This window comes from Flavobacterium sp. I3-2, assembly GCF_013389595.1.
Classification (GTDB): Bacteria; Bacteroidota; Bacteroidia; order Flavobacteriales; family Flavobacteriaceae; genus Flavobacterium.
In genome coordinates this window covers 2,437,629-2,464,159 of record NZ_CP058306.1, presented here as the reverse complement: position 1 = coordinate 2,464,159, position 26,531 = coordinate 2,437,629, and the positions used below count along the sequence as shown (strand labels likewise).

Sequence of the window (26,531 nt, the reverse complement as noted above, 5' to 3'; positions counted from 1 at the left end):
TCATGATTCCGCTTTTTCTTTTATACATTTCGTTCACCGTTAGCATTAGTCAATAAAACGTCAGTCATATAATCGAAAAACGGACGTAATTTTTCAAAGGCTTCAATCACTTTTACATCAAAATTCTTAGCTAAAACTTCTTCATCGCTAAACGATTTGGTAAACAAAAATTGTTTTTTGCGCAACAAATCAATTCTTTCGTGATTTTTATCAAATCCTTTTGGAGCTGTTTTTAAACTTTCGCCTTGCATTTCGCCATAAAAAGCTTTAAAACTAGTTTCATTTAAAATTTGTTCGAGTTCATCATCCAAAGCAATTTCTTGTCTAACACGTAATAAATCTTCTGGATTTGGTCCCCAAAAACCACCACCAACAAATGATTTGTTACCAGGTTCAATTTGCAAATAATAACCGCCTCGATTAAAAGGTTGTAATCTACCAGCGTACATCGAAAAATTTGTTTTGTAAGGAAGCTTATCTTTAGAAAAACGAACGTCTCTATAAATACGATAAACTTTCATAGGTTCTAAAGCATCGTTTTGTGCAAGCAGATTATAAATATTTTTGAAATCAATTAAAATATTTTCTTTACAATCTTCATAACGATGTTTGTTTTCTGCAAACCAAACTCGGTTATTATTTTTTTCGATATCATTCAAAAAATCAAATACTTCTTGTTTCATAGCGTATTATTTAAAATTTGACATTAAAATATTATTTGTGTTTTTACCAATGTTAAGAGCCATTTTCTCCGTCGGAATATCATCAGAACCACCATTAAACGGATCTTCTATTTCTTCGGCAATCAATTCTAACGAAAGTAAAACATAAAAAATTACCATAACTAAAGGTACAATGTAATAACCTGTTGTAAAAACATATCCCATCGGTAAGGTAATTACATAAACAAAGATAAATTTCTTTAAAAACAAAGCATAAGCAAACGGAATAGGCGTATTCTTGATGCGTTCACAACTTCCGGTAACATCAATAAAACCTTCAAGAGAATTTTCTAAAATCAATTTATCTTCAGGTTTTATAATTCCTTCAACAGATAATTCTTGAATGCGTTTTCTTATTTTTCCAACAATAAAAACAGGCGGATGATGCGTTTTTAAATACTCGTCATATTCCGGATGGTCTACTTCATCCAACATATATTTTGTAGATTCGTTGGTTAAATGCGTATGCAGAACTTTTGCAAACATTTTGATTTTATTTGCAAAAAACGAACGATTTTTTTTATCATCTTCAGGTAAAAGTACATCGATTTTTGTAGCAAAATTTCGAGAATCATTTACTAATTTTCCCCAAGATTTTCGACCTTCCCACCAACGGTCATAAGCCGTGTTCGTTCTAAAAACCAATAATAAGGACAAAACAAAACCAATAACTCCATGCAAAACGGACATGTTTTTAAGTGCTGAATTTTGAGTTAATTCTAAATAATCGATTTCTATATAAGCAACAACCCAAGAGAAAAATCCCATCAATAAAACAGTTGGCCAAAGTTTTTGAATGGTATCTGATTTATGGATTCTAAAAACCATATTCAACCAATCTTTTGTATTGTAAACTTTCATAAATTATTTAATTTTTGCTCTTAAACCTAATTCAATAACTTCTAAATTTGATATTTTACCTTGATTAATTTCAAAACGTAACATGGAGCGCATTTGATGAAAACCATGAGTTCCGGCAGCACCAGGATTTAAATGCAAACAATTTAGTTTTTTATCAAATTGTACTTTTAGAATGTGTGAATGTCCGCAAATAAAAATTTGAGGCGGATTTTGTTTAATTTCTTCACGAATTTCAATATTGTATTTATCCGGATAACCGCCAATATGCGTAATCCAAACATCCATTCCTTCACATATAAATCGATTGTTAAGCGGAAATTCTAAGCGAGCTTCTTTATCATCGATATTTCCGTAAACCGCGCGTAAAGGTTTTATCTTTTTTAAAGCATCGGTAACTTTTAAATCTCCAATATCTCCAGCGTGCCAAATCTCATCTGCTTGTTGTGCATAACTAATAATTCGGTCATCAATATAACTGTGCGTATCGGAAAGTAATAAAATTTTCATTATTGTTGTTTTGTATAAAATTCAATTAATTGGTTGATTGCTCGCGAGCAAACCGGACAAAAATCTGTAGCTTCGTTGGTTTTCATTCTGCAATCATGAGAAGGAATATATAATCCATTGCCTTTTAAACCTTCGAAAACTCCTATGCGATATTTCTTTAGATCTTTTGTTTCTGTCGGAATTGGAGTTTGTTTTTGAAGCATATCTTTCCATTTCAAATCAAAACTTGCTAACGAAGTAATGTTTTGTTCCCAAGGTTCAATTTTAGAAGTTCCTGTATTTTCAAAAACATCCGATTCATAAAAATATTCATCGGCTAAACCAGCAAAACTATGACCGAATTCATGAACCACAACTGGGGCAAATTTTTTATGATTTGAAGTAGTCAACGTGTACGCGTTAAAAATTCCGCCACCGCCATAAATATCGGTATTTGCAAGAATGATAATATGTTCGTAATCCGTTCCAGCTAATTGATTATGTAGATTCTTAATTCTTGAAGTCGTTAAATATCGTTCCGAATAAAAAGTTCCGAAATTAGATTGAAGAATCGAATTTTTCCAAACATTTACATGCGGATTACTCACACCACTTTCTTCAGATATCGTTTCAACTGCAATAATATTGAACGCATTTTCATTATCTTTAAAAGCCTTGTGTTTGAATAATTCGGAAACCACATCGTTTGCTTTTGTCAAAAAAAGTGGCATTTCAGCTTCAGTAAAACCTTCTGCTACAATGGCAACACGAATCGGATTTTCGATTTTTGCTTTATGTAAAACTTGCGTTTTAAGTTCTGGAGTTTGTGGTAATTTCTTAATTAAAATATCGTTCGGATTAACTTGATGGCTTAGCAAAACGACTTCGTTTCGATTGCCATCAAAAGTGATAACTTCAACTAAAATTTCAGATTTAGGAAACGGAACTAAAAAGGTATTTTCAAAACTTTTATTTTCAGATTTAGCTTCATCTAAAGTCAACCATTCATGAAATAACGTACTGTAACTTTGCTGATAAATAATTTGATTCGATTTTAAATCTTTAACTCGAATTTGACCATTACCTTGCAAGAGCAATTTATCTAAATTTACTTTTCTACCGTTCCATTTGTTGTATGCAATCAATTCATCCAAAAAAGCATATTGTTGTTTATTATTTCCTGCAAAAATATAATCTAAACGTAGCGTCTTATCTTCAAAATAGGTATCAAAATTTTGCGCATTTACAATTATCACGAAGAATAAAAAATAGAAATAGATGATTTTTTTCATGTTAATTTGCTCTGAATAGGTATAAAGTATCACGCTAAATTAAACTATATTTGTCAATTGAAAAATAAGATTACAAAAATTGAGATATTTTATAGAATTCGCATATAAAGGCACAAATTATCACGGTTGGCAAATGCAACCCGATGCAATTTCTGTGCAAGAAGTTTTAACCAAAGCTACAAACATCATTTTAAAAGATTCGTTTGAATTGGTCGGAGCTGGCAGAACCGATGCTGGAGTTCACGCTGCACAAATGTATGCACATTTTGATACCGAAACAGTTTTTGATCCTCAGGAAATCGTTCGCAAATTGAACTCCTTTTTACCTGAAGACATCGCAGTTTTTTCGATATTTGAAGTTAAAGATGAAGCACATACACGTTTTGATGCAACAGCAAGAACTTATGAATATCACATCCATCTTAAAAAAAATGTTTTTTCTAAAGATTTGAGTTGGTATCATTATAGAAAATTAAACATCGATAAAATGAACGAAGCTGCGAAAATCCTTTTAGAATATGAAGATTTTGAATGCTTTTCAAAAACACATACCGATGTTTTTACGTTTAATTGTACACTAACCGAAGCTTTTTGGCAATTAAAAGACGATAATTTAATTTTTACAATTTCGGCCAATCGTTTTCTACGAAACATGGTTCGAGCAATTGTCGGGACTTTAATTAATATTGGATTAGAAAAAATTAAAGTTGAAGAAATGCGTAACATCATTGAAAGCAAAAATCGTGGAAAAGCAGGATTTTCTGTACCTGCACACGGCTTATATTTAACAAAAGTGACCTATCCTTATATATAATGGCAAAATTTAAAAGCACAACTTTAAAAAAAGTATTACAATACGCAAAACCATACAAATCTAAATTGTATTGGGTAGTTGTTAGTTTAATAACTTTATCGGTGTTTGCAGCGGTTCGTCCGTATATGATTGAAGTGGTTGTTGACAAATACATTTCGAAACACGACCAAACTGGATTGCTTTTATTTGTGAGTTTAATGGGAATTGTTCTGTTGTTAGAAATTATTTCACAATATGCTTTTACATATATTTCTAGTTGGTTAGGACAAAATATTATTAAAGATATCCGCCAAGAATTGTTTCATAAAATGTTGCGTTTTCGATTGAAATATTTCGATAATGAACCCGTTGGAAAATTGGTAACCAGAAATGTTTCCGATATCGAATCCATAGCGAGTATTTTTAGTCAAGGTTTATTTATGATTGTGGGCGACGTTTTAAAAATGTTAGTCGTTTTAATCATCATGATTTACATGAACTGGCAAATGAGTATTATCGTGATTTTTGCGATGCCAATTTTGGTTTACGCAACTCGAATCTTCCAAAAACACATGAAAACGGCATTTGAAGAAGTTCGAGCGCAAATCGCTAATCTAAATACATTTGTTCAAGAACGTGTAACTGGAATGAAAATCGTACAATTGTTTAACCGCGAAGAAATTGAATATAAAAAATTCGAAGCCATCAATAAAAAACATAACGATGCTTGGCAAAAAAACATTTTGTATAACTCCATCTTCTTCCCTATTGCCGATATTATTTCGCAATTAACTTTAGGTTTTGTGATTTTATATGCTGGTTTTAGTATTGTTGGTGGTGATAAATTTACTACGGTTGGAGCTTTATTTGGATATATTTCAATGATTCCGTTATTATTTAATCCATTACGACAAATTGCAGATAAATTTAATGTCATGCAAATGGGAATTATTGCAGCCGACCGTGTTTTTGAAATTATGGATGCAACCGATTTAATCCAAGAAGAAGGAAAACAAATAGCGCCTACTTTTAGAGGAAAAATCGATATGAAAGATATTCATTTTAGTTACATCAAAGGAACTGAAGTTTTAAAAGGAATTAATCTTTCTGTCGAAGCAGGAAAAACCATTGCAATTGTTGGTGGTTCGGGAGCAGGAAAATCGACTATTATAAATCTATTGAGTCGTTTTTATGAAATCCAAAAAGGAACCATTTGCATCGATAATCAAAATATAAATGATTTTACATTAAATAGTTTACGTTCGCAAATTGCGGTTGTACTTCAGGATGTATTTTTGTTTAGCGATACCATTTACAACAACATCACACTTAATAATCCGAATATTACGGAAGAAGAAGTTTATGAAGCAGCAAAAATTATCGGCGTTCACGATTTTATTCAAACACTTCCAGAAGGCTATCAATATAATGTAAAAGAACGCGGCGCGATGTTATCATCTGGGCAACGTCAATTAATTGCATTCTTACGTGCTTATGTAAGTAAACCAAGTATTTTAATTTTAGATGAAGCAACTTCATCAATCGATACGTATTCAGAAGAATTGATTCAGAATGCAATTGGTACGTTAACCAAAGATAGAACTTCGATTGTTATCGCACACCGTTTAGCTACGATTGTTAATGCAGACCATATCATTGTTATGGACCAAGGCGAAATTGTAGAACAAGGAACTCACGCTGAATTAATAGAATTTGAAAACGGATATTATAAAGGTTTGTACGAATCACAATATGCCGTAAATTATTAAGTAGATTTCTTTTTCAACTAACAATCTTTTAATAAAACGAATCATAACATTTAAGATTATTAATTAATAGATAAATTATAAAGTTTTTATTGACAATATAATAATCTATTAAATATTTTGATTATTTTAGACAACTCAAAATCATACTGAAAATTTATATATGAAATTCGATATTATTGTATTAGGAAGTGGCCCTGGAGGTTATGTAACTGCAATTAGAGCTTCTCAATTAGGCTTTAAAGTTGCTGTTGTTGAAAAAGAAAATTTAGGTGGAATTTGCTTAAACTGGGGATGTATTCCTACAAAAGCATTATTAAAATCAGCTCAAGTTTTTGATTATTTAAAACACGCTTCTGATTATGGTTTAACAATTTCTGGTGAAGTTGATAAAGATTTTAACGCAGTAATTGCACGTTCTCGTGGAGTTGCTGAAGGAATGAGCAAAGGAGTTCAATTCTTAATGAAAAAAAATAAAATCGAAGTTATCGACGGTTTTGGAAAAGTAAAACCAGGTAAAAAAGTTGATGTAACTAAAGCTGATGGTTCGGTTATCGAATTAGCTGCTGACCATATTATTATTGCAACTGGTGCACGTTCTCGCGAATTACCTAATTTACCTCAAGATGGGAAAAAAGTAATTGGTTACCGCCAAGCAATGACTTTAGCTGAACAACCAAAGAAAATGATTGTGGTTGGTTCTGGAGCTATCGGTGTTGAGTTTGCTCATTTCTATAATTCAATGGGAACAGATGTTACGATTGTTGAGTTTATGCCAAACATCGTTCCGGTTGAAGACGAAGATATCTCTAAACAATTCGAGCGTTCTTTAAAGAAATCTGGAATTAAAATCATGACAAATTCATCTGTTGAAAAAGTTGACACAACTGGTGAAGGCGTTAAAGCTTTCGTTAAAACAGCTAAAGGTGAAGAAATTTTAGAAGCTGATGTTTTATTATCTGCTGTTGGAATTAAATCTAACATCGAAAATATTGGTTTAGAAGAAACAGGAATCGCTACAGATAGAGATAAAATCTTAGTTAACGATTTCTACCAAACAAATATTCCAGGTTATTACGCAATTGGAGATGTTGTTCCTGGACAAGCTTTAGCACACGTTGCTTCTGCTGAAGGAATTTTATGTGTTGAGAAAATCGCTGGTTTACATGTTGAACCTTTAGATTACGGAAACATTCCAGGTTGTACCTATGCAACTCCAGAAATTGCTTCTGTTGGTATGACAGAGAAAAAAGCTAAAGAAGCTGGATATGAAATTAAAGTAGGAAAATTCCCATTCTCTGCATCAGGAAAAGCGAAAGCCGCTGGAACTCCAGACGGATTTGTAAAAGTTATTTTCGATGCTAAATATGGCGAATGGTTAGGTTGCCACATGATTGGTGCTGGTGTTACAGATATGATTGCTGAAGCAGTTGTAGCTCGTAAATTAGAAACTACAGGACACGAAATCTTAAAAGCAGTTCACCCTCACCCTACCATGTCTGAAGCTGTTATGGAAGCAGTTGCAGAAGCTTACGGTGAAGTTATTCACTTATAAGAATCACAAAAATTATAAATATAAATCAGCAGTAATATCTATTATTGCTGATTTTTTTTATTCAATATTTTGTATCTTCCGAACCAACTAAATTCTGTTATGAAAAAAAATATCTATACTTTAATTTTCTTTATTTCATTTGTATTAACAACTTTTTCGCAAACTTTCAATTTGAGAAAAACAGATGCGTTTATTGAATTTATAGAAATTAATGACCGTGCTATTGGTAACGTTTCTATTTATCAAAACGGTAAAGAAATCTACCAACGTAAATTTGGAAATAACGAAATGAATCGTTCTAATGATTCATATCGAATTGCTTCTGTAACTAAATTGATTACAGCTACTTTAATTTTTAAATTAATCGAAGAAGAAAAATTAAGTTTAAATGATTCACTAATAAATTATTTTCCTGAAATCAAACAAAGTAATAAAATTACTATTGAACAAATGTTGAGTCACACCAGTGGTTTGGGAGATGTTAATTTTAGAGGAAAAGACCCATTTTGGCTACAATATCGAGAATATTCAAAAGACGAAATTTTACAAAATATCGTAATCGAAGATTTATTATTTGAACCTGGAACTGATTTATCCTATTCAAATTCAGCCTATTTTTTATTAGGTCAAATTTTAGAAAAAAAGTATAACTTACCTTATTCAGAAATTATTGAACAAAACATAACAAAACCGCTAAATCTAAAAACCTTAAAAGCAGGAACTGCAGAACGTAAAAATGTATATCCATCTTTAAAATATAAAAATGGAAAATGGATTTTAGAAAATGAGAAATTTTATATCAATTCTTTAGGTTTCGGAGATATAACAGCTTCTACAAACGATTTAAATATCTTTATAAATGCTTTGTTTGACGGAAAAATCATAAGTCAAAAATCAGTTGAGATGATGAAACCAAAAGGAAATATATTTTTTGGATTAGGTATGTATGCAACACCTTATTATGAAAATATTTTTTTAGGACATGGTGGAGATAGTTTTGGAAGTCATACATTTCTGGGATATAATGAAAAAGATAAAACTTCAATCGCAATAAACATCAACGGTAATAGAAATAGTAAAAGTGATTTTTACGTAGGAATTATAAATAGTTTATACGATGCTAAAATTCCGTATCCAATTTATTTAAATGATGCTATTTTAAATAAATATGTAGGAATTTATGAATGTGAAAATTACCCATTTCCTATTAAAATATTTAATGAAAATGGAGATTTATTTGGAGAAGGTCAAGCTGAAGGGCAAATTTCATTTCCATTACAACCAACTTCAGAAAAAACATTTAAATATCATGTTCAAGTTGAATTTGTGCCTGAAGAAAACAAAATGATTTTTATTGAAAATGATGAAACATACACATTTTATAACAAAAGTAAAAAATAAGTTTTGAAACCAGTACCTTTTATTTTATTCCTTTTTTTACTTTGTTCTTGTAATAATCAAAATGAAGAAGAAAAATATTACCGAGCTGTTTCTTTCGACAAAAAAGATACCGCTTATTTAAAATTATCTGAATTTGACAACCAATTTTATGGAAAACATTTAATTCGATATGCAGATAAAACTTATGATTTAGGAGATGTTTCTGGTGAAATTATTGGAGATACTTTAAAAGGAAGATTCAAATATATTTCTCGAAGAAATTCAAAATTCACAAAACCATTTGCAGTTTTAAAAACTAAAAATGGCTTAAAATTGGGAAACGGAATGGTTTCGTATTATGCACAAATTCCATTCTATGCAAATGGAAGTATTCAATTCCCTGATTCGTTATTCTATTTTACACCTATTAATAAAAATGAAATTTCAAATTCAAATGAAAAATTATATTTTCAAAATTGAAATATTCAGTTATTTAAAAAAAAAAAAAAACGCTCAATTTTTTTTGATATAATATTAACACTTTTATATTCTGCAGAGAATAGTTTTTTATCTAACTTTATAAAAACAAAAAAATGAAATCACTACTAATTTTAGGAAGTTTACTTATTTTAAGTTGTTCAAACATGAACAAAGAGTTAACTCCAAAACCAACTTCTAATCAGGCAGAAAAAATGAATAAAGAAAATATTTATCAATTCAAAGTAAAAGACATTCAAGGAAATGATTTTGATTTAGCTTCCCTAAAAGGAAAAAAAGTAATGATTGTAAACACAGCTTCGGAATGTGGTTTAACACCACAATTTGAACAATTACAAAGTTTATATTCTGAATTCAAAGATCAAAATTTTGTAATAATTGGTTTTCCTTCAAACGATTTTATGGGACAAGATCCTGGTTCTAATCAAGAAATTGCAACATTTTGTCAGAAAAATTATGGTGTAACTTTCCCGATGATGGAAAAAATTGAAGTCAAAGGAAAAAACAAAAATGAAGTTTATAAGTTCTTGACTGAAAAGTCAAAAAATGGTTTGGGAGATTTTGACGTAGAATGGAATTTTCAAAAATTCTTAATCAATGAAAATGGTGAATTGGAACGTGTTTTCGGTCCACGAATTTTGCCAAATGACAATGAAATTAAAAATTGGATAAAAGGAAGTAATTCTTAAAGTAAATATCAGGTTTGTTTGTATCTTTGAGTATCAAATAAAGATCAAATGAAATATCCTGAAATTCCTTTAGCTCAAAGTATTTTACAAATCTGCAAAGCCAAAGGTCTAAAAAATATAATCATATCACCAGGATCGAGAAATGCTCCGTTAACCATCGGATTTTCTATCGATCCTTTTTTTAATTGTTACAGCATTGTCGATGAACGTTGTGCTGCTTTTTTTGCTTTAGGAATTGCTCAACAAAATCACGAACCTGCTGTTTTAGTTTGTACTTCGGGCTCAGCTTTATTAAATTATTATCCAGCAATTGCTGAGGCTTTTTATAGTCAAATTCCTTTAATTGTAATTTCTGCAGATCGCCCAACCAGCAAAATCGATATTGGCGATGGACAAACAATTAGACAACGAAATGTTTTTGAAAACCACTCGTTGTTTAATGCAAATTTAGAAGACCAAGCTTCTTCTAAAAATGATTTGTTGATTCAAGAAGCTATTCAAATTTCATATTCGCAAAAAGGACCTGTTCATATCAATGCACCTTTTGAAGAACCTTTGTATAACACAATTGATGAACCAACTTACGAATCGCATATTGTAAATTACAAACCAGAACGTAAACCAGTAATCGATTTCAATTTATATCGTGAAGTTTTTCAAAATACAAAGAAAAAATTAGTTTTGATAGGCGTTCAAAATCCTGATTTATTAAGTGAAGAAATTATTCAAAAATTAGGAAATGATCCTTCTGTGGTTGTGATGACCGAAATTACTTCAAATGTTCATCATCCCAATTTTGTTTCAAATATCGACACCTTAATTACAACATTTTCTGAAGATGATTATTTAAATTTTCAACCGGAATTATTGATTACAATAGGTGGAATGATAGTGTCTAAACGCATCAAAGCTTTATTAAGAAAATACAAACCAAAAGCACATTGGCATGTTGATGAACTTAGAGCTTATGATACTTTTCAATCTTTGACGAATAAATTAGAATGTCAACCGCAAACTTTTTTTAAAGCGGTTTATGATGATTCAAACTTTGCATCAAGTACATATAATTTTTCGATTCAAAACATTATGAAAAATCGAGCAATTGGTCATGAAAAATATGTAAAAGAAATTCCATATTCAGATTTTATGGTTTTTGATTACATTTGGAAACAATTTCCAGATAACATTCTACTACAAATCAGTAATAGTTCTGCCATTAGATACGCACAATTATTTAGAACTCCAAAAGATATCGATGTGTTTTGTAATCGAGGAACAAGCGGAATTGACGGATCAACCTCAACAGCAATTGGAGCAGCGGTAACTAATAAAAAACCGACTGTTTTGATAACCGGTGATATTAGTTTTCTATATGATAGCAATGCACTTTGGAATAATTACATTCCTGAAAATTTTAAAATCATATTACTAAATAATGGCGGTGGAGGTATCTTTAGAATCCTTCCTGGACATAACGAAACTCCTGTTTTTAATACGTTTTTTGAAACTGAACATTGTTTAACGGCTGAACATTTAGCAAAGATGTATCGTTTTGATTATGAAACAATTTCTAATGAAAATGACTTAAAAACAAAATTAAAATCTTTTTTCGAAAAGAAAAACAAAACTATTTTAGAGATTTTTACTCCAACAAAAATAAATCAAAACATTCTAAAACAATACTTTAACTCTTTTAATTATTAGGTATAGTTTTTGGTTAGAAACTATTTTAAAAAAAAGAAATCATGAAAAAAATAATATTACCTGTCTTAAGCATTATGTTTTTATCAAGTTGTGCAGAGTTACAACAAGCAACAAAACAATTAAATGAAATGCAAGGTCAAACTCAAAATGGAGCAATTGGTCAAACTCAAATAGCAAATGCGTTAAAAGAAGCTTTAGAATTAGGAATTTCAAAACAAGTAGTTAATTTAACTAAGACCAATGGATTTTACAACAATTCTTTAGTTAAAATACCAGTTCCTCAAGAACTTCAAAAAGTTGAAAAAGCTTTGCGAGCAGCTGGTTTAGGTAGTTTAGCAGACGAAGGAATCAAAGCGATGAATAATGCAGCAAGCGTAGCAGTAAAAGAAGCAACTCCAATTTTTGTTGATGCTATCAAAGACATGACCATCACGGATGCAAAAAATATTTTAATGGGTGGAAATAACGCAGCAACTCAATATTTACAAAAATCGACAACAAAATCATTATATGGAAAATTTAATCCAATTATAAAATCTTCATTCAATAAAGTGGGTGCTGATAAAGTTTGGAAAGAAATTATCACAACATACAACACTTTACCGATGGTTCAAAAAGTTAATCCAGATTTAACAGATTACGTTACTAACGAAGCTTTAGACGGTGTTTTCACCATGATCGGAAAAGAAGAAGTTGATATTAGAACAAACATAAATTCAAGATCTACAAATTTGTTAAAATCTGTTTTTGCAATGCAAGATAAAAAATAGCAAAATTTAACATTTAGGTTAAAAATAATTTGTTATTTTTGAAATTACTTGCAGATTTCATATAACTAGGATTAGTTGCAAAGTAAAAGAAAAGGATTGATTTTCATCAATCCTTTTCGATTTCAAGGACAATATTGTTTAATAATATCAAAATTTCAAGTTTTAGAGTTAAATTCTAAAAAAAAGTCAAAATTACAATCCAGCATTTTTTTTAATTTCTGAAATCATTTTTAATGTTAATACATCTGCAAGTTCTTGTGCTTTAGATTCGGAATAAATTCAGATAATTAATTTTTAATTTATTAACCCAATTTCTTAATTCTTTTTTTATTTATAAAAAAAGTTCTTTATTTTTATATAAAAAAAATATGGATAACGATTTAAAACCACGTTTTATTGAATCTCTAAAGAGAAACAATGATCAGATAAGAGCTGATAGAGCAACTGCTATTGGAGAGGATTCTGAATTAATTTATAGAAGAAAAGTAGAGGATTTAGAACTAAAAATTAAACGATTGGAACGTGAACAAGAAGGATTAATTGACATAAGTCCTTTGGATAAAAACAGCTTAACCTTTGCTGATTTTGATTGCGAAACATTTGTACAAAAAGATTTAGAAATTTCATTAACACTTAGGAACCTGTCTATCCAGTTTGAAATTGCAAAAAAAAGATTTGAATATTTATTTGGTAAAAAGTTTTAAAGATGGGAAGTTCAAAATATGATTTTGATGCTCGTTCTGCTCGAGCAAAAAGTGCAGGTTTTAATACAAAATCCGCAAATGAAATTTTTACACAAAATGCAAAAAGAAGAGCTCATGAATCAATGATTCCAAAAGGAGTTAAATATAGAGAAGCATGCGATTCGGAATCGCATCCAAATTCTTTTCCAATTATCTTAGGTTTAGATGTAACTGGAAGCATGGGCCATATTCCACATGAATTAATAAAAGAAGATCTACCTAAACTAATGTCTGGTATTATTGAAGGAGGTGTACCTGATGCCACCCTTTTATTTATAGGAATCGGTGATCATGAATGTGATAATTATCCTTTACAAATTGGTCAATTCGAATCAGGAGACCAAGAATTAGATATGTGGTTAACAAGAAGCTATATTGAATCTGGGGGTGGAGGTAACGCTGGCGAAAGTTATTTACTTGCTTGGTATTTTGCAGCTTTTCATACCAAAACAGATGCATTTGATAAGCGTAATCAAAAAGGAATTTTATTTACAATCGGAGATGAACCTTGCTTAACCAGTTTACCTGCAATTGCGATAAGAGAAATAATGGGAAGTGGCGAAAAAAGTTATACACATAAAGATTTATTAAATGAAGCGAAAAAACGATACGATGTTTATCATATTAATGTTTTGCACTCAAATCAAGCAATAGAAGCTAATATTGAATGGAAAAATCTTTTAGGTGAAAATTGTATTGCCATCGAAAATCATAAGGAAATTCCAAATGTTATCACTAAAATCATTTGCAACAAATTCAAAAATATCAATCACATTTCAGAACAAAATTTAGGAGATTTAAATAATATCGAAATGTTATAAAATGAAAAAAGCCCAAATTGTAATTGGTTTAGGATTCGGAGATGAAGGAAAAGGAATTACAACAGATTATTTAGCTTCACAAAAAAAAGAAGCAATTGTAATTAGATTTTCAGGTGGTCAACAAGCTGCGCACACCGTGATGATTGAAAACAAAAAACACATTCATTCTAGTTTTTGTAGTGGTGCACTTAGAGGTTTACCTTCATATATTAGCGAATTCTGCACTTTTTATCCGATTTACATGCTTAATGAAAAAGAGGAACTTGAAAAACTTAACGGAAATACTAAAATGTTTATACATCCGTTAGCAAAAGTGACTACACCTTTTGATATTTATTACAATAGAAAAAATAAAAAAAATATTGAGGATGGTACTTGCGGTAAAGGAATTGGAACAACTATGAAACGTAATGAAAGTCCATTTAAACTTTTTGCTACAGATTTAATTGGACCGAAATCAATGTTAATCGAAAAATTAAAAAGCATTTCAAACTATTACGGTTTAGACAATTCTGAAGAAATTAAAGAAGAACTAGAATTTTTTCTTTATGCTATTGAAAAATTAGAATGGAACATAAAAGATTATACTTTTTTATTAAATTATAACCATTTGATTTTTGAAGGTAGTCAAGGAATTTTATTAGATATGGATCATGGAATTTTTCCGAATGTTACGTATTCAAATACAACTTCTAAAAATGCAATAACGATTTGCAATCTATTAAAAATCAAAGATATTGAGATTTTTTATGTTACACGAATATATTCTACAAGACATGGAAACGGTTGGATGAGCAATGAAACAAATCTGACTCTAAAAAACAATCAAGAAGAAACTTGTATTTATAACGATTTTCAGAAAGGATTACGAATAGGAAATTTAGATTATGAATTATTAAATTATGCGTTAATTATTGATGGTGCTTATAATTTATATTCCAAAAAAAATTTAGTTGTAACCTGTTTAGACCAATTGGATATTCCTTTCGATTCAAAAAAAATCAAAATCAACTTTGATTCAATCATAGGTTCATATTCACCTTATTCTAAAGATTTTAAAATATTATTATAATCAAAAAAAGGAAATCTATTTTTAAGATTTCCTTTTTGATTTATTTTAATTACAATCCTGCAATTTCTTTAATTTCTGCAATAACTTTTAAAGCTAATGCATCTGCAAGTTCTTGTGTTTTAGCTTCGGTATAAATACGAATAATTGGTTCTGTGTTCGATTTTCTCAAATGTGCCCAATTTTCAGCAAAATCAATTTTTACACCATCAATTGTAGTAATTTCTTCGTTGGCATATTTCTCAGCCATTTTTTCTAAAATCAAATCAACATCAATAGAAGGCGTTAATTCAATTTTATTTTTGCTCATAAAATATTGTGGATACGAAGCCCTTAATTCAGCAACCGTAAGATCCATATTAGCCAAATGCGTTAAAAATAAAGCAACACCAACTAACGAATCGCGACCGTAATGTGTTTCTGGATAGATAATTCCACCATTCCCTTCACCTCCAATTACAGCATTTGTTGCTTTCATCATTTCTACAACATTTACTTCACCAACTGCCGAAGCTTTATAACTTCCGTTGTGTTTTTCGGTAATGTCACGCAACGCACGAGAAGATGACATGTTTGAAACTGTATTTCCTGGAGTTTTACTTAAAACGTAATCAGCAACTGCAACCAAAGTATATTCTTCACCAAACATTTCACCATCGTTAGAAATAAAAGCTAAACGGTCAACATCCGGGTCAACTACAATTCCAAAATCTGCTTTTTCTTCAACTACCAATTTACAAATATCACCTAAATGTTCTTTTAAAGGTTCCGGATTATGAGGAAAATGTCCGTTTGGTTCGCAATATAATTTCACAACTTCAACGCCCATTTTTTCTAATAAATCAGGAATCACAATTCCACCAGACGAATTTACTCCATCAACAACAACTTTAAATTTCTTAACTTTAACAGCATCAACATCAACTAATTTTAAATTTAAAATTTCGTCAATATGCTTGTCCATATAATTTGTGATTGGAGTAATTGTACCTAAATCATCAACTTCAGAAAAAACAAAAGCTTCAGATTCAGCGATTTCTAAAATCACAGCACCATCGGCACCACTTAAAAATTCACCTTTAGCATTTAATAATTTTAAAGCATTCCATTGTTTTGGATTGTGAGAAGCTGTTAAAATAATTCCACCATCCGCTTTTTCTAACGGAACAGCAATCTCAACTGTTGGCGTAGTTGATAATCCTAAATCAATTACATCAATTCCTAATCCGATTAACGTATTCACAACCAAATTATGAATCATTGGACCAGAAATACGAGCATCTCTACCAATTACAACTTTTAATTTATCTTTTGATATATTATTCTTCAAGAAAGTTCCATATGCCGATGCAAATTTTACTGCATCAACAGGAGTTAAATTATCACCAACAATCCCTCCAATTGTTCCTCTAATTCCTGAAATAGATTTTATTAATGTCATATCTTAAGTGTATATTTTTCAAATTCTTTTACAAATATAAAAATAAGCAATTCAAAAAAACACAGTTTTATTCATTAACTTAGTGAAATGAATTTTTTAGCCCACATTTATTTATCAGGAAACAACGAACGTATTAAAATAGGCAATTTTATGGGAGATGGCGTTCGTGGAAAAGATTACAATAATTTTCATCTAGATATTAAAATAGGAATACTATTACATCGTGAAATAGATACTTTTACTGACAATCATGAAATATTCAGAAAGTCTAAAAGACGCTTTTCAGCTAAATACAATCATTTTTCGGGAATTATTACTGATATGATTTACGACCACTTTTTATCTAAAAACTGGAATCATTATTCGGATGTTGCGCTAAAAGATTTCGCTCATAATTTCTACGAAAGTCTTAGAAAACATTACGATGAGTTAAACGATAAAACCAAATATCTTTTACCTTATATTTCTGAAAGAGATTGGCTTTACAATTATCAGTTTTTAGAAGAGCTACAAATTATTTTAGGTCAAATGGATAAACGTTTTAAATTCGATTCTAACATGAAAGATTCTATCTTTGAACTTCAACAAGATTATGATTTATTTGAAAATGAATTCACACTTTTTTTTAATGAGTTAATCCAATTTTCCGACTTAAAACGAAAAGAATTAGAAAACACATTTTCTGTTTAATTTAATTTTTTTTATCAAAAGATGTCAGATATTTTTGCAGAATGAAAGAGAATACAAAATCAATAAAAAATATGCTTGCAAGAACCTTCAGATATTTTGAAGGCGCTTTATATTTACTCAAATCGGTTTTAACAGACCGACAATTTTTGTATTTATCGTGTGTGATTGTAGGTGTTTCATCAGCTTTAGCTGTAATTGTACTTAAAACATTCGCACACTCAGTTCATAAATTTGCTTCAAATATCGATAGCTATTTAAAACTTCCTTATTTAAATAGTATTTTACCAATAGTCGGAATTCTACTAACTGTTTTTATCATCCGAAAATTTTTAGACGGTTCTATCGAAAAAGGAACAAGCCAAATTATGATTGCGGTTGCAAAAAAATCTGGAATAATGCCACGCAAACAAATGTATGCGCAAATTCTTACAAGTTCCTTAACTGTTGGTATGGGTGGTTCAGCTGGATTAGAATCTCCGATTACCATCACCGGAGCAGCTTTTGGTTCTAACTTTGCTCAAAATTACCGTTTAAATTACAAAGACAGAACGCTATTACTTGCTTGCGGTGTTGCAGCTGGAATTGCAGCTGCATTTAACGCACCTATTGCTGGAGTGCTTTTTGCAATCGAAGTTATTTTAGCAGATATGAGCGTTACAGCTTTCATTCCTATTATGATTTCGTCTGCAACTGGCGCAATCATATCGAATGTTATTCTTAAAGAAGATATTTTACTTTCATTCAAAAATCAATTAAACTTTACGTACGATAATATTTTCTATTACGTTTTATTAGGTGTTTTTACTGGACTTTTTGCCGTTTATCATGCCAGAATGTTCCGTAGAGTGGAACATAAAATGGCAAATGCTAAACTTAAACCTTACCGAAAAGCTTTAGTCGGAGCTTCGATTTTAGGTATTTTAATTTTCTTATTTCCGACTTTATTTGGTGAAGGTTACGACAGTATCAAAGCACTCGCAGATAATAAAGCAGGAAACATTCTAGAAAATTCATTGATCGAAAACTTCAAAAAAAACCAATGGATTGTTTTGCTTTTTGTAACTGCAACGGTTTTAATTAAATCGGTTGCAACTGGTTTAACTTTAGGAAGCGGCGGAAACGGTGGTAACTTCGCTCCTTCTCTATTTGTTGGTTCGTATTTAGGATTTATTTTATCAAAATTTATATCATTAATCGGTCTGAAAGAATTACCAATTAATAATTTTACAATTGTTGGAATGGCTGGAGTTCTAAGTGGTTTATTCCATGCTCCGTTAACAGCGATTTTCTTAATTGCTGAAATTACAGGCGGTTACGGATTATTACTTCCTTTATTAATTGTTTCATCGATTAGTTTTGCGATTTGTAAGCGTTTTGAAAAATATTCGATGGATATTATCGGAATTGCAGATAAAGGAATTGTTTTTACTTCTGACAAAGATAAAAATCTTTTAAACCGAATCGAACTTCAGAATATCATAAAAAACGATGTTGAAACCATTTCTGATTCAGCTAATATTTATGAGGTAAAACGTATTTTTTCAGAAACACATCAAACATTTATTCCGGTATTAAATGCGGATAAAAATATCGTTGGAATCATTTATTTAGATGCTGTTCGGAAATTTATTTTCAGTGGTTTTCAAATTAAATTCACCAATTACAAAGATGTTATTCAGGCTGCTCCTACTTGCTCGATTACAGAAAATACAGGAAATGTAATTAAAGAAATGGATGAAAATAAAAACATTCATATGCTTTTAACTCGAGAAAATAAATATTTAGGTTATGTCGATAAAACAACTATTTTGGAAGTTTATCGTGAAAATCTGAAAAATTTACGAATCGAATAATTTCATAATTCAAAAACATTTACAACTTTTTTAAGTCCCTAAAAATAAGGAAAATTGTATATTTGCGGTTTGACTAATTATATGCAAAATTCTGAAGATAAAATAGAAGTTTATGGCGCTCGCGTTCATAACTTAAAAAATATAGATGTTATAATTCCTCGCGAAAAACTAGTTGTAATTACTGGTCTTTCAGGTTCTGGTAAATCATCCTTAGCTTTCGACACAATTTATGCCGAAGGTCAAAGAAGATATATCGAAACTTTTGCTTCGTATGCACGCCAATTTTTAGGTGGTTTAGAACGTCCGGATGTTGATAAAATCGAAGGCCTTTCTCCTGTAATTGCAATCGAACAAAAAACTACAAGTAAAAATCCTCGTTCAACCGTGGGAACCATTACCGAAGTTTACGATTTTTTACGTTTACTTTATGCCCGTGCTTCTGATGCTTACAGCTACAACACAGGTAAAAAAATGGTTAGCTATTCAGATGAGCAAATCAAAGATTTAATTCTTAAAGATTTTAGTGGAAAACGAATCAATATTTTGGCTCCGGTTGTCAAATCGAGAAAAGGACACTATCGAGAACTTTTTGAACAAATTGCAAAACAAGGATTTGTAAAAGTTCGTGTTGATGGCGAAATTAAAGATTTGGTTTCTGGAATGAAAGCCGACCGTTATAAAACGCACGATATTGAAATTGTTATCGACCGAGTTGCAGTTGACGATTCGGAAGCTACTTTGCAGCGTTTAAACGAAAGTATTAAAACGGCAATGTATCACGGTGATGATATTTTGATGGTTTTAGAAAACGATAGTAACGAAGCTAGATATTTCAGTCGTCATTTGATGTGTCCGGAAACTGGAATTTCTTATCCAAATCCAGAACCAAATAACTTTTCATTCAATTCACCAAAAGGAGCTTGTCCGCATTGTAACGGATTAGGAACGGTGAATGAAATCAATTTAGAAAAAATCATTCCTAACAAATCTGTTTCTATTAAAGCTGGTGGAATTGTTCCGATTGGTGAGCAAAAAAGCTCTTGGATTTTCAATCAACTTGAAATCATTGCATTAAAATTCAATTTTAAATTAACCGAAGCAATTGACAAAATTCCAGCCGAAGCTTTAGATATGATTTTAAACGGAGGAAAAGAAAATTTTTCTGTTGCATCAAAAGTTTTAGGAATTACCAAAGATTATAAAATTGATTTTGAAGGAATTTCAAATTTCATACAAAATCAATACGAAGAAAGTGATTCGGCAACAATAAAACGTTGGGCAAAAGAATTCATGGACGAAAACAATTGTAGTGTTTGTGAAGGAAGCCGTTTACGAAAAGAATCGTTATTTTTTAAAATCAACGAAAAAAATATTGGTGAATTAGCGGCGATGGATATCGACCAACTTTTTCATTGGTTTGCCGATTTAGAAAATCATTTAGATGCCAAACAATTAATAATTGCCAAAGAAGTCGTTAAAGAAATAAGCACACGTTTGTCTTTTTTATTGGATGTTGGTTTGAATTATTTGAGTCTAAGCAGAAGTTCAAAAACACTATCTGGTGGCGAAGCGCAACGTATTCGTTTAGCAACTCAAATCGGTTCGCAATTGGTTGGCGTTTTATATATTTTGGATGAACCTAGTATTGGTTTACATCAACGTGATAACGAAAAACTAATCAAATCATTAGAGAAATTACGTGATATTGGAAATTCGGTTTTAGTTGTAGAGCACGATAAAGACATGATTGAAATGGCAGATTATGTTATTGATATCGGTCCGAAAGCTGGTGCAAATGGTGGTGAAATTATCAGTGCCGGAACTCCAAAAGAAATGTTGCTTGAAGATACGCTTACTTCAAATTACATCAACGGTAAATTAGAAATTCCTATTCCGAAAAAACGTAGAAAAGGAAATGGTAAAACATTGAAACTAACTGGTGCTGCAGGAAATAATTTAAAAAATGTAACTGCCGAATTTCCGTTAGGAACGTTGATTTGTGTTACTGGAGTTTCTGGAAGTGGAAAATCAACATTGATTAATGGTACGCTTTATCCAATTTTAAACGAACATTTCTTTAATGCGGTAAAAGTTCCTCAGCCTTACAAAAAAATCGAAGGATTAGAACATATCGATAAGGTTATTGGAATTGACCAAAGTCCGATTGGAAGAACACCACGCTCGAATCCGGCAACTTACACCGACGTTTTCTCAGAAATTAGAACACTTTTTACAAAAACTTCAGAAGCAATGATTCGTGGTTACAAACCCGGACGTTTCAGTTTTAACGTAAAAGGCGGTCGTTGCGAAACTTGTGAAGGTTCTGGTTTACGCAAAATTGAAATGAGTTTTTTACCTGATGTTTATGTAGAATGTGAAACTTGTCAAGGAAAACGCTTCAATCGAGAAACATTAGAAATTCGTTATAAAGGAAAATCTATTGCAGATATTTTAAATATGACGATTGATGAAGCTGTTCCGTTTTTTGAAAACATTCCTAAAATCTATCGTAAAATAAAAACGATTCAGGATGTTGGTTTAGGCTATATTAAATTAGGTCAGCAAAGTACCACGCTTTCTGGAGGTGAAGCGCAACGAATTAAATTAGCTACCGAACTTTCGAAAAAAGATACCGGAAATACCTTTTATATTTTAGATGAACCAACGACTGGTTTACATTTTGAAGACATTCGTGTTTTGATGGAAGTTATTCAGAATTTAGTTGATAAAGGAAATACCGTTTTAATCATCGAACATAATATGGATGTAATTAAAATTGCCGATTATATTATTGATGTTGGTTATGAAGGTGGAAAAAATGGTGGTGAAATTGTTGCAAAAGGTACTCCTGAAGAAATTATAAAAAATAAGAAAAGTTATACCGCTAAGTTTTTGAAAAAAGAATTATCTTAGAAAAAAGTAAAATTATGAGTGAAGAAATTTTAAATGACGATGATGCTAAAATCAAAGAGAAATTAACGCAGAAATCTTGGAATGAAATAAAAACAAACGATTCTTGGGCAATTTTTAAAATCATGTCTGAATTCGTTAACGGATACGAAAAAATGGGGCGCATTGGACCTTGTGTTTCCATATTTGGTTCGGCAAGAACAAAAACTGACGACCCGTATTATAAATTAGCTGAAGAAGTTGCTTATAAAATCAGTAAAGCTGGTTATGGTGTTATTACTGGTGGTGGACCAGGAATTATGGAAGCTGGTAATAAAGGTGCTCATCGCGGAGGTGGAACTTCGGTTGGATTAAATATCGAACTACCTTTTGAACAACATTTTAATCCGTATATCGACCACGATAAAAATATTCAATTTGATTACTTCTTTGTTAGAAAAGTAATGTTTGTTAAGTATTCACAAGGATTTGTGGTTATGCCTGGAGGATTCGGAACTTTAGATGAATTATTTGAAGCGATTACTTTAATTCAAACCAAAAAAATAGGTAAATTTCCTATCATTTTAGTTGGAACTGATTTTTGGTCTGGATTGATCGATTGGGTTAAAAATGTATTATTAGAAAAATACAACAACGTTTCACCAAACGATATGAATTTGATTAAGATTGTAGATTCAGCAGACGAAGTAGTTGAAATTTTAGATACTTTCTATAAGAAATATAACCTAAAACCAAACTTCTAAAATAACAAGAGCATAAAAAAACCGATTGAAAATTCAATCGGTTTTTTAATTGCTAAATTTAAATAGATTTATACAATTTCTGTATTATTTTCTTCTTCTTCTTGAGCTTTAGCTATAGCTTCTGCTCTTTCTTTTTCAGCAGATTTCTGAATTGTATCTACCAAAATTGGAGTCGAAATAAATAATGAAGAATATGTTCCGACACCAATACCTAATAACATCGCGAATACAAATCCGCTTAAAGTTTCGCCTCCAAAAATGAACATAACTAATAAAACTACAATAACTGTAGCCGACGTATTAAATGTTTCTAGAAAGCGTAGTATTAATAGATTGGTTTACTACATCAAGAAAAGTACCTTCTGTTTTACCTTTAACATATTCACGAACACGGTCAAATACAATTACGGTATCGTTTAACGAATATCCAATTACGGTTAATAAAGCCGCAACGAAGATTGATCAACTTCCATGTTAAAAGGCGCCCATCTGTAGAAGAATGAATAAACACCTAATACAAAAATAATGTCGTGAACAACTGCTGCAACAGCACCTAAAAAATATTGCCATTTTCTGAATGATAAAGCTAAATATATAAACACAATTGCAAGTGAACCAATAACAGCCCAATATGCATTTGTCTTAACATCTTTTGCAACAGTTGGTCCAACTTTAGAAGCTTGTAAAACTCCAATTGTTTTACCATCATGAGATTTAACAAATTCATCATAAGTTAAATCGTTAGAGAAATGCTTCTTTAATGTTGTATATAAAAGTTCGTTCACTTCTTTATCAACTTGAACTCCTTCCTCTTCAACGCGATATTTAGTTGTAATCTTTAATTGTTCATCGTTACCAAAAACTTTAGCCTCAACATTACTATCGAATACATTAGATAAATCTTCTGAAACGACAGCCGGATCAACAGGTTTTTCAAACTTAATCAAGAAAGTTCTACCACCTACGAAATCAGCTCCCATATTCATTCCATTAATAACAATTGAAGCAATACATGCAATCATTGTAATTGACGAAATAATATAAGAGGCTTTCTTTTTACCAACGAAATCAAAATTCATATTGGTAAACCAATTTTTAGTAATACCAGTTGTAAAAGCTAAATCTTTATTTTTTCTAACAGCACGATCCACTAAAACTCTTGTAATTACAATAGCTGTAAATAATGAAGTAGGAATACCAATCAATAAAGTTACAGCAAAACTTTCTCAAGAAGAAATAAAGTTTACATATCTATGATTTTCTAATAATTCTTTTACACAATTCAGCTTAAATGCTAAATTGTATCTTACTTTTCTTTCCATAAAAATTCTCTCAAATAGTGTCTAACTTTCTGGGGGCAGTGTATTCCATAGATTTTTTTTTGCATCATATTAAAATATAAATTATTTTTTATTATATTTGACTTAACAAAATTAAACCACACTTAAATAAAATTAAAATGAACTTTAAATTTCCATCAAGTTGTCCCAGTTGTGAAGAAACCCTCCAAGTTTCGCAATTGAAATGTAATCATTGTGAAACTACAATAAACGGAAATTATCCGTTACCCATATTTTTACAACTAACTCCGAAAGAACAAGAATTTATTTTACAATTTTTTCTTATGAGTGGAAGTTTAAAAGAAATGGCTTCGCAATTAGGAATTAGTTACCCTACGGTCAGAAACCAACTAGATGATATGATTGAACACGTAAAACAACTTCAGAAAACAACAGAAAATGAAAAATAATATTTTACTAAATCCATTTGCAATTTTAAGCGATAAAAAACAAACAATTATTGGTCTTATTAGTTTAATTTTTGGAATACTAATAGCACATTTTATGACTATCAATATTCAAATTTTAAGAATAGATCCAGTAGAAAATGTAAGCCTTTTGAAATCGTTTTTGAATTTAATTATTTGTATTCTTTTTTTATCATTAGCATTTTTTGGAATTGGCAAAATCATCAATAAAAAAACCAGATTCATCGATATTATAAACACCGTTTTATTGTCATTTATTCCTGTATATATAAGTTTATTTCAAAATCTAAATCATTTTTTAAACAACGAAATCGATAAATTAATACAAACCTTAAAAAATGGAGACATTTATAATTTGTCACCGCCAATTCTTTTTTTAATAGTGGGTTTAGTTGGATTTGTTTTTTTTATCTATTATGTTTATTTACTTTTCATCGGATTTAAAACAGCTACCAATTCAAAAAAAGCTTGGCATTATGTTTTGTTTTTTGCAACATTAATTATCGTAGATTTATTAACTTCATATATTATTAATTCCTTTTAACACAACTTAATAACAAATTAATTATGAAAAAAATTTTATATTTATTATGTTTCGTTTCAGCATTTGCTTCGAATGCGCAGAATGCACCAATTAGCAATGTAAACGAAAAAACTACTCCTAATCGTGAAAAAAATACTTTAAATAGTCCAAAACATGAAATAAAAATTTCTGAAGAATTAGTTGGTGATTTTTATCGTGGTAAAGATAAAGAAACTATTATTCTTTTAATTGCCGGATCAGGTCCAACAGATAGAAATGGAAATTCTTTGGGAATAGCAGAAAATAATTCATTAAAATTCTTAGCTGAAGATTTATCTAGTAACGGATATAATGTTTTTACTTACGATAAACGTGTAGTAAACTTACTTCAGAAAAAGGCAGAAATTCCGAATCTAGATTTTCAACACGGAATCGATGACGCAATTACCATTGTTTCCTTTTTAAAAGAAAAATTAAAATTTAAAAATGTAATTATCGCTGGACATAGCGAAGGTTCGTTAGTAGGAATGATTGCTGCTCAAAAAAATGCAGCCGCTTTTATTTCGTTAGCTGGAGCTGGAAATTCAATAGATGTAATTCTGACGGAACAATTAGATAAAAGAGCTCCAATGTTTAAAGATGAAGTTTCACGAATCATTTCGCAACTTAAAAACGGAAATAAAGTAACTGACGTAAACCCAATGTTGCAAAGTTTATTTGGAGAACAAAATCAAACTTTTTTAATTGAATGGATGAGTTTTAATCCTACAGAAGAAATTGCCAAATTAAGAATGCCGGTTTTAATTATTAACGGAACAAAAGATATTCAGGTTAGTATGACAGAAGCTGAAATTTTACATCAAGCAAATTCAAAATCTGAGGTTGCAATTATTGATAACATGAATCACATTTTCAAAACTATAAATAATGACGATGAAAATATAAATTCATACAACAATCCTAAATTACCTATCAATAAAGAATTAGTTCCAATTATTGTAAAATTCCTTAAAAAGAATAAATTATAATGTTAACACCTTGTTTAGTTATTGCTTTTATTTTGGTATTTGTAGCCGGAATTACAACTGAAGAATCTGCGCCGAGTTTACTTAGCGGCTACAATACCATGAGCGATGAGAAGAAAAAAAATGTCGATTTTAAAGGACTTGTAAAAGTATTTCATAAAGTTTTTTATGGTATTGCTGTTACATTAACTATAATAGGAATTTTAAGTTACTTCTTTGAAAACGATAATCTTTGGGCTTCTTTAATTTCAATTATTATGACTTGGGGATTTTTGCCTTTATTTTTTCTAGGAAAGAAATATGATCCAAATGTTTATTCTAAATGGCAAAAAATAATAAACTATTTTGTTATGTTTTTTTTAATTGCTTTAGGATTAATAATTGCTATTTCGGCTTATTATCATGAAGGAAGTTTTGTAATTGAATAAT

24 protein-coding genes and 1 pseudogene are annotated in these 26,531 nt (G+C 30.4%); 19 read left to right on the top strand and 6 right to left on the bottom strand.

Features of this window, described 5'->3' with window-relative positions:
- Window positions 1–20 precede the first annotated feature (20 nt).
- From HW119_RS11720 to HW119_RS11705, 4 genes are read right to left on the bottom strand one after another with little or no spacing between them, the layout of a single operon-like run.
- Entirely contained in the window at window positions 21–683 is a 663-nt protein-coding gene (locus HW119_RS11720) for a DUF2461 domain-containing protein (RefSeq protein ID WP_177764610.1), read from the bottom strand.
- Between the two features lie 6 nt (window positions 684–689).
- Window positions 690–1,583 (bottom strand): bestrophin family protein, encoded by an 894-nt coding sequence (locus HW119_RS11715; protein WP_177764608.1) that lies wholly within the window; start codon window positions 1,581–1,583, stop codon window positions 690–692.
- 3 nt (window positions 1,584–1,586) lie between these two features.
- On the bottom strand, window positions 1,587–2,093 hold the full coding sequence (locus tag HW119_RS11710) for a metallophosphoesterase family protein (RefSeq protein ID WP_177766637.1): 507 nt from the start codon (window positions 2,091–2,093) through the stop codon (window positions 1,587–1,589).
- Complete coding sequence (locus tag HW119_RS11705) at window positions 2,090–3,361, bottom strand: M64 family metallopeptidase (protein ID WP_177764606.1); 1,272 nt, start codon at window positions 3,359–3,361, stop codon at window positions 2,090–2,092. Before HW119_RS11705 ends, HW119_RS11710 begins: the two co-directional genes overlap by 4 nt.
- 79 nt (window positions 3,362–3,440) lie before the next feature.
- On the opposite strand from HW119_RS11705, the gene truA reads away from it, so the two are divergent.
- From truA to HW119_RS11650, 11 genes are all read left to right on the top strand, one after another.
- Window positions 3,441–4,175 (top strand): tRNA pseudouridine(38-40) synthase TruA, encoded by a 735-nt coding sequence (truA, locus tag HW119_RS11700; RefSeq protein WP_177764604.1) that lies wholly within the window; start codon window positions 3,441–3,443, stop codon window positions 4,173–4,175.
- The gene (locus tag HW119_RS11695; RefSeq protein ID WP_177764603.1) at window positions 4,175–5,923 is read left to right on the top strand and encodes an ABC transporter ATP-binding protein; all 1,749 of its coding nucleotides are present in this window, start codon (window positions 4,175–4,177) and stop codon (window positions 5,921–5,923) included. Before truA ends, HW119_RS11695 begins: the two co-directional genes overlap by 1 nt.
- A gap of 160 nt (window positions 5,924–6,083) precedes the next feature.
- Window positions 6,084–7,475 carry a dihydrolipoyl dehydrogenase gene (lpdA, locus tag HW119_RS11690; protein WP_177764601.1) on the top strand — a complete coding sequence of 464 codons (1,392 nt, stop codon included), beginning with the start codon at window positions 6,084–6,086 and terminating at the stop codon, window positions 7,473–7,475.
- Between the two features lie 99 nt (window positions 7,476–7,574).
- Complete coding sequence (locus HW119_RS11685; RefSeq protein WP_177764599.1) at window positions 7,575–8,876, top strand: serine hydrolase domain-containing protein; 1,302 nt, start codon at window positions 7,575–7,577, stop codon at window positions 8,874–8,876.
- A 3-nt stretch (window positions 8,877–8,879) separates the two neighbouring features.
- Window positions 8,880–9,335 (top strand): hypothetical protein, encoded by a 456-nt coding sequence (locus tag HW119_RS11680; protein WP_177764596.1) that lies wholly within the window; start codon window positions 8,880–8,882, stop codon window positions 9,333–9,335.
- A 113-nt stretch (window positions 9,336–9,448) separates the two neighbouring features.
- A complete protein-coding gene (locus HW119_RS11675; RefSeq protein WP_177764594.1) occupies window positions 9,449–10,042 on the top strand; it encodes a glutathione peroxidase in 594 nt (197 codons plus the stop codon).
- Window positions 10,043–10,090: 48 nt separating this feature from the next.
- Window positions 10,091–11,746: a 2-succinyl-5-enolpyruvyl-6-hydroxy-3-cyclohexene-1-carboxylic-acid synthase gene (gene menD, locus HW119_RS11670; protein WP_177764592.1), complete on the top strand. Its 1,656-nt coding sequence runs from the start codon at window positions 10,091–10,093 to the stop codon at window positions 11,744–11,746.
- Between the two features lie 41 nt (window positions 11,747–11,787).
- A complete protein-coding gene (locus tag HW119_RS11665; protein WP_177764590.1) occupies window positions 11,788–12,516 on the top strand; it encodes a DUF4197 domain-containing protein in 729 nt (242 codons plus the stop codon).
- A 368-nt stretch (window positions 12,517–12,884) separates the two neighbouring features.
- Complete coding sequence (locus HW119_RS11660; RefSeq protein ID WP_177764588.1) at window positions 12,885–13,220, top strand: hypothetical protein; 336 nt, start codon at window positions 12,885–12,887, stop codon at window positions 13,218–13,220.
- A 2-nt stretch (window positions 13,221–13,222) separates the two neighbouring features.
- Entirely contained in the window at window positions 13,223–14,080 is an 858-nt protein-coding gene (locus HW119_RS11655; RefSeq protein ID WP_177764586.1) for a hypothetical protein, read from the top strand.
- A gap of 1 nt (window position 14,081) precedes the next feature.
- The gene (locus tag HW119_RS11650; protein WP_177764583.1) at window positions 14,082–15,152 is read left to right on the top strand and encodes an adenylosuccinate synthetase; all 1,071 of its coding nucleotides are present in this window, start codon (window positions 14,082–14,084) and stop codon (window positions 15,150–15,152) included.
- Window positions 15,153–15,201: 49 nt separating this feature from the next.
- Here HW119_RS11650 and glmM read toward each other — a convergent pair whose 3' ends face one another.
- Entirely contained in the window at window positions 15,202–16,590 is a 1,389-nt protein-coding gene (glmM, locus tag HW119_RS11645) for a phosphoglucosamine mutase (RefSeq protein WP_177764581.1), read from the bottom strand.
- An 87-nt stretch (window positions 16,591–16,677) separates the two neighbouring features.
- Between glmM and HW119_RS11640 the strand changes: the two genes are divergently transcribed.
- The 4 genes from HW119_RS11640 to HW119_RS11625 all read left to right on the top strand — a co-directional run bounded on the left by HW119_RS11640 (window position 16,678) and on the right by HW119_RS11625 (window position 22,786).
- Window positions 16,678–17,280: an ACP phosphodiesterase gene (locus HW119_RS11640; RefSeq protein ID WP_177764580.1), complete on the top strand. Its 603-nt coding sequence runs from the start codon at window positions 16,678–16,680 to the stop codon at window positions 17,278–17,280.
- A gap of 71 nt (window positions 17,281–17,351) precedes the next feature.
- Window positions 17,352–19,133 carry a chloride channel protein gene (locus HW119_RS11635; RefSeq protein WP_255497863.1) on the top strand — a complete coding sequence of 594 codons (1,782 nt, stop codon included), beginning with the start codon at window positions 17,352–17,354 and terminating at the stop codon, window positions 19,131–19,133.
- An 81-nt stretch (window positions 19,134–19,214) separates the two neighbouring features.
- The gene (gene uvrA, locus HW119_RS11630; RefSeq protein WP_177764576.1) at window positions 19,215–22,046 is read left to right on the top strand and encodes an excinuclease ABC subunit UvrA; all 2,832 of its coding nucleotides are present in this window, start codon (window positions 19,215–19,217) and stop codon (window positions 22,044–22,046) included.
- Window positions 22,047–22,060: 14 nt separating this feature from the next.
- Window positions 22,061–22,786 (top strand): TIGR00730 family Rossman fold protein, encoded by a 726-nt coding sequence (locus tag HW119_RS11625; protein WP_177764574.1) that lies wholly within the window; start codon window positions 22,061–22,063, stop codon window positions 22,784–22,786.
- 68 nt (window positions 22,787–22,854) lie between these two features.
- Here the strand turns inward: HW119_RS11625 and secF are convergent.
- A pseudogene (gene secF / locus HW119_RS11620) lies at window positions 22,855–24,012 on the bottom strand (protein translocase subunit SecF); the annotation flags it as partial.
- A gap of 233 nt (window positions 24,013–24,245) precedes the next feature.
- Between secF and HW119_RS11615 the strand changes: the two are divergent.
- Genes HW119_RS11615 through HW119_RS11600 form a run of 4 tightly spaced genes read left to right on the top strand, consistent with a single transcriptional unit; the run spans window position 24,246 to window position 26,530 of the window.
- Window positions 24,246–24,536, top strand: a complete 291-nt coding sequence (locus HW119_RS11615; protein ID WP_177764572.1) for a DUF2089 family protein — start codon at window positions 24,246–24,248, stop codon at window positions 24,534–24,536.
- On the top strand, window positions 24,526–25,098 hold the full coding sequence (locus HW119_RS11610) for a YIP1 family protein (protein ID WP_177764570.1): 573 nt from the start codon (window positions 24,526–24,528) through the stop codon (window positions 25,096–25,098). The genes HW119_RS11615 and HW119_RS11610 overlap by 11 nt, the downstream gene beginning before the upstream one ends.
- A gap of 23 nt (window positions 25,099–25,121) precedes the next feature.
- The gene (locus tag HW119_RS11605; protein WP_177764568.1) at window positions 25,122–26,105 is read left to right on the top strand and encodes an alpha/beta hydrolase; all 984 of its coding nucleotides are present in this window, start codon (window positions 25,122–25,124) and stop codon (window positions 26,103–26,105) included.
- Entirely contained in the window at window positions 26,105–26,530 is a 426-nt protein-coding gene (locus tag HW119_RS11600; RefSeq protein ID WP_177764566.1) for a DUF3784 domain-containing protein, read from the top strand. The genes HW119_RS11605 and HW119_RS11600 overlap by 1 nt, the downstream gene beginning before the upstream one ends.
- Window position 26,531 lies beyond the last annotated feature (1 nt).